Annotated in this window: 4 protein-coding genes and 1 pseudogene; 1 reads left to right on the top strand and 4 read right to left on the bottom strand. The window is 62.7% G+C overall.

The window, feature by feature from the left end:
- The 4 genes and pseudogenes from VZ95_RS17065 to VZ95_RS17050 all read right to left on the bottom strand — a co-directional run.
- On the bottom strand, positions 1-618 hold a 618-nt coding region (locus VZ95_RS17065), incomplete at its 3' end, for a glutaminase (RefSeq protein WP_045776924.1).
- Between the two features lie 367 nt (positions 619-985).
- Positions 986-1,473: pseudogene (locus VZ95_RS29830) on the bottom strand (prephenate dehydratase domain-containing protein); the annotation flags it as partial.
- Between the two features lie 92 nt (positions 1,474-1,565).
- Entirely contained in the window at positions 1,566-2,432 is an 867-nt protein-coding gene (locus tag VZ95_RS17055; protein WP_045776923.1) for a prephenate dehydratase, read from the bottom strand.
- 25 nt (positions 2,433-2,457) lie between these two features.
- Positions 2,458-3,207 carry a 3-deoxy-manno-octulosonate cytidylyltransferase gene (locus tag VZ95_RS17050; protein WP_045776922.1) on the bottom strand — a complete coding sequence of 250 codons (750 nt, stop codon included), beginning with the start codon at positions 3,205-3,207 and terminating at the stop codon, positions 2,458-2,460.
- 235 nt (positions 3,208-3,442) lie between these two features.
- Here VZ95_RS17050 and VZ95_RS17045 point away from each other — a divergent pair, with 235 nt between their 5' ends.
- A complete protein-coding gene (locus VZ95_RS17045; protein WP_045776921.1) occupies positions 3,443-3,991 on the top strand; it encodes a c-type cytochrome in 549 nt (182 codons plus the stop codon).
- Positions 3,992-4,229: the final 238 nt, after the last annotated feature.

The following is a 4,229-nucleotide window of genomic DNA, read 5'->3' as shown; positions in this document are numbered from 1 at the left end:
ACTGAGCGCAAGGGCACATTGGTGGAAATAGACCCCGAGGGTGAGATCGACCGGATGATGCAGGTTGCCAAAAGCGCGCATATAATTGGCGAGCGCCTGATTGCGGAAGCCGGTTTCGGTCTCTGATTTCGCCACGGCACGATCGACGACGATACTCTCGTCATCGGCCAAAAAGCGAATGAAACGTAGGATTTCGCCCAAAGCCTCGCGCGGCTGATGGCCCGCCAGCAGCGAATCGGTAACGACGATCGCCCCGGCATTGATGAAAGGGTTGCGGGGAATCCCCCGCTCCTGCTCCAACTGCACGATGGAATTAAAGGCGGTGCCCGACGGCTCCCGCCCCACCCGCTTCCACAGGCTATCGCCCCATTTGCCTAAGGCCAGCGCCAGGGTGAAGACTTTCGACACGCTCTGGATTGAAAACGGCTCCAAGCCATCGCCCGCGACGATCACCTCGCCGGAGACGGTGGCGATGGCAATGCCGAATTTCTGAGGATCGATGCGGGCAAGCTGCGGGATGTAATCGGCCACCGCCCCTTCTCCGCGTCGCGGAGCGAGATCCGCATAAACCCCATCGACCAGCGCTTGCAACGCTTCGGGGCTGAGGTTACTCGCCAAGATCGGCCATGCCGGTTTGCCGGAAGGGGTTGGCCGGGTAGACGCCGAGCACTTTCACTTCGCGGCTGAAGAAGCGCAGTTCCTCCAACGCGAGACGCATCGAGCGCTCATCCACATGGCCTTCCGCATCAGCATAGAATTGCGCCGCGACAAAATTGCCGCCGACCATATAGCTTTCGAGCTTGGTGAGGTTGATACCGTTGGTGGCGAAGCCGCCGAGCGCCTTATAGAGCGCCGCCGGGACTGAGCGGACGCGGAAGACCAGCGTCGTGATGCAGGGGCCTTCCGCGACATCGGGAATTTCCGGCGTGCGCGCGAAGATCAGCATGCGCGTCGTGTTATGCTGGGCGTCTTCGATATCGGGTTGGACAATGGTTAGCCCATAAAGCGCCGCCGAAAGAGAGGAGGCAATCGCCGCCTGGGTCGGATCGCCCGCCGCCGCCACTTTCGCCGCCGCCACTGCCGTATTGGCTTCCGGCACCGGCGTTAAGCGTGCGTGCGCAGAAACCCGCGACACTGGCCCAGCGCCTGCTCGTGACTATGCACCGTACGGATCGTCGCCAGCGTCGCGCCAGGCGGGCCGAGCAACTGATGGTTCACCCGCTGGAAATGCTCGCCAACGATGTGCAGCCCGGATTTCGGCAGCAGATGGTGAACATCCGCCACGCGCCCCGCCAGCGAGTTTTCGACCGGGATCATCGCTCGGTCGGCCTCGCCATCGCGCACCGCCGCGAGCGCATCCTCGAAGGTCGCATAGGGCCGCGTGGCGACGCCGGGGAAAAAGGCGCGGCAGGCGAGATCGGAATAGGCCCCGGCTTGGCCCTGAAAGGCAACGCAGCGGATAACGTCGGTCATAGTCTCTCCTACAGGCCTAGGAGTGCCGCTTTGCCTAAAGTTTGCGATAAAGTAAAGAGCCGTGCGGTTAAGGCGGGCTGCCCGAACCCCGCCTATTCCCCCAGATCAGCCATGCCGGTTTGCCGGAAGGGGTTGGCCGGATAAACGCCGAGCACTTTCACTTCGCGGCTGAAGAAGCGGAGTTCTTCCAGCGCAAGGCGCATCGCGCGATCGTCCACATGGCCTTCGGCGTCGGCATAGAATTGCGCCGCGACGAAATTGCCGCCGACCATATAGCTTTCGAGCTTGGTCAGATTGATACCATTCGTCGCAAATCCCCCCAGCGCCTTATACAGTGCCGCCGGAACCGAGCGGACGCGGAAGACGAAGCTTGTGATGCACGGCCCTTCGGCGATGTCGGGGACTTCGGCGACGCGGGCCAGAATTAGCATGCGCGTGGTGTTATGCTTGGCATCCTCGATATCGGCTTTGAGAATCTCCAGCCCATAGAGATCGGCACAGAGCGAGGAGGCAATCGCCGCCTCGCTGGGGTCGCCCTTCTCCGCGACCTGCCGGGCGGAGCCTGCCGTGTCGGCGTCGACCAAAGCTTCGATGCCCTGGGCGCGCAGGAAGCCGCGACACTGGCCCAACGCCTGCACGTGGCTGCGGGCGCGGCGAATGCCTGCCAAGGTTGCCCCTTTCGGCGCGAGCAACTGATGGTTCACCCGCTGGAAATGCTCCCCGACAATATGCAGGCCCGATTTCGGCATAAGATGGTGAACATCGGCCACACGGCCCGCCAGCGAGTTTTCGATGGGGATCATCGCCCGATCGGCCTCGCCGTCGCGCACCGCCGCCAGCGCATCTTCGAAGGTCGGGCACGGCAGGGTCGCAACGCCGGGAAAATAGGCGCGGCAGGCGAGGTCGGAGTAAGCGCCGGGCTGGCCCTGAAAAGCGACGAGGCGGATAAGGTCGGTCATAATCTCTCCAAAGCGCGCAGCAGGTTTAATTCGCGCGGTTGATTAAAGCGCGCGCACGCTCCAGATCGGCGGGGGTATCGACCCCCAGCGGATTGGTATGGACGATTTTCACGTCGATGCGCAGGCCATTGGCGAGGGCGCGCAACTGTTCGAGCCGCTCCAGGGTTTCCAACTCGGCCACTGGTAGGGTGACGAAGTGCGCCAGCGCCGCCCGGCGGTAGGCATAAATGCCGATATGATGATAGTGCGGCCCTTCGCCGGTCGGGATCGGCGCGCGGGAGAAATAGAGCGCGCGGCCCAGGCTGTCGGTTTCGGTTGCCCGCGCCAGAGCGATTTTCACGACGCTCGGGTTATGGAACTCCGCCGCCTCGTGAATTTCCACCCCCAAGGTGGCGATATCGACCGCCGGATCGACTTCCAGCGGCAACAGCACGTCGCGCAGAATGGCGGGATCGAGCGTCGGCAGATCGCCTTGCAGATTGATGATGACATTGAAATCACCCGCCGGATCGACCGCTTCCGCCGCCGCCTGCACTCGGTCTGACCCCGACGGCAGATCCGGGTCGGTCATCACCGCGCTGCCGCCGCGCGCCACGATCACATCGTAAATCGCCTGATCGCCGCACGCCACTACCACCGGCCCCACGGCGGCGGCGACCGCCCGCCGCCAGACGTGGACGATCATCGGCTCGCCTTGAATGTCGGCCAAGGGCTTATCGGGCAGCCGCGTGGCTTTGAGACGGGAGGGGATTACGATCAGCGGATTGAGCGGCATCTTGAACCCTTAAAGCGCCCGTCCACTGGGGCGCATTTGTTGTGCAACAAGAGCTTAGCCTTCGCAAGTGCGGGGAAGCCCTGCATTTTCCACACCCCCGATTCCCCCCGTGCTCGGCCCGCTGCGACGGGGCGTCGCGCTACCAATCGCGGCCGTGGTGATCGTGACATTGGACAGCGCCGTTCTTTGCGGCTATTTTCCGGCCATTCGCTGAGCAAACGGGTCGAAGAGAACGATGTCGAGTTTCGAACTGAACAAAATCGCCGCCGCCGTTTTGGTTGCCGGAATCACGGCAATGGTTGCCAGCATTCTGGGCGGCATGTTGATTAAGCCGCATGCGCTTGAAAAGAATGTCTATGTGGTGGAGGGCGTTGGCGCCCCCGCTGCGGCATCCGGCGGCAGTGCGCCCGCGCCCGACGCGCCGCTGGAACCCATCGCGCCGCTGCTCGCCAGCGCCGATGTGAAGGCTGGGGAAGCCGCTGCCAAGAAATGCGCGGCCTGCCACGGTTTCGATAAGGGCGGTGCCAATAAGGTTGGGCCGAACCTGTGGGACGTGGTCGGCAGCAAGCACGGCCATAGCGCCACCTTCGCCTATTCCGACGCGCTGAAGAAGATGGCCGCGCAGGATTGGTCCTATGAGGAGCTGAACAAGTTCCTCGCCAACCCCAAGACCTATGCGCCGGGCACCAAAATGTCCTTCGCCGGGATCAAGAAGGCCGAAGAGCGCGCCCAGGTCATCGCCTATCTGCGCTCGCTGAGCGACGCGCCGAAGCCGCTGCCGTAAACCGGCCAAAGCCGACTTCAGAGACAGAAGGCCGCAGATCCATCGGATTTGCGGCCTTTTTCGTGAAATATCGGTAATCTTTGGGGGGTTCAGGGCCAAAACTCTTGTTACGGTCTTATGAAGTTCCCATACCAATAGGGGCGGGTAATTAGTATACTCGCGCATGAAAGCTGGCGGCGGCGCGTCGATTGCTCATTTCAGGAGCGCGCCGAGGCCTAGGAGGGTTGGGGATGACGGC

Source organism: Elstera litoralis (assembly GCF_000963705.1).
GTDB classification, from domain to species: Bacteria; Pseudomonadota; Alphaproteobacteria; order Elsterales; family Elsteraceae; genus Elstera; species Elstera litoralis.
The sequence above is the reverse complement of the archived record's forward strand: the minus strand, read 5'-3'. Positions and strand labels throughout refer to the sequence as shown.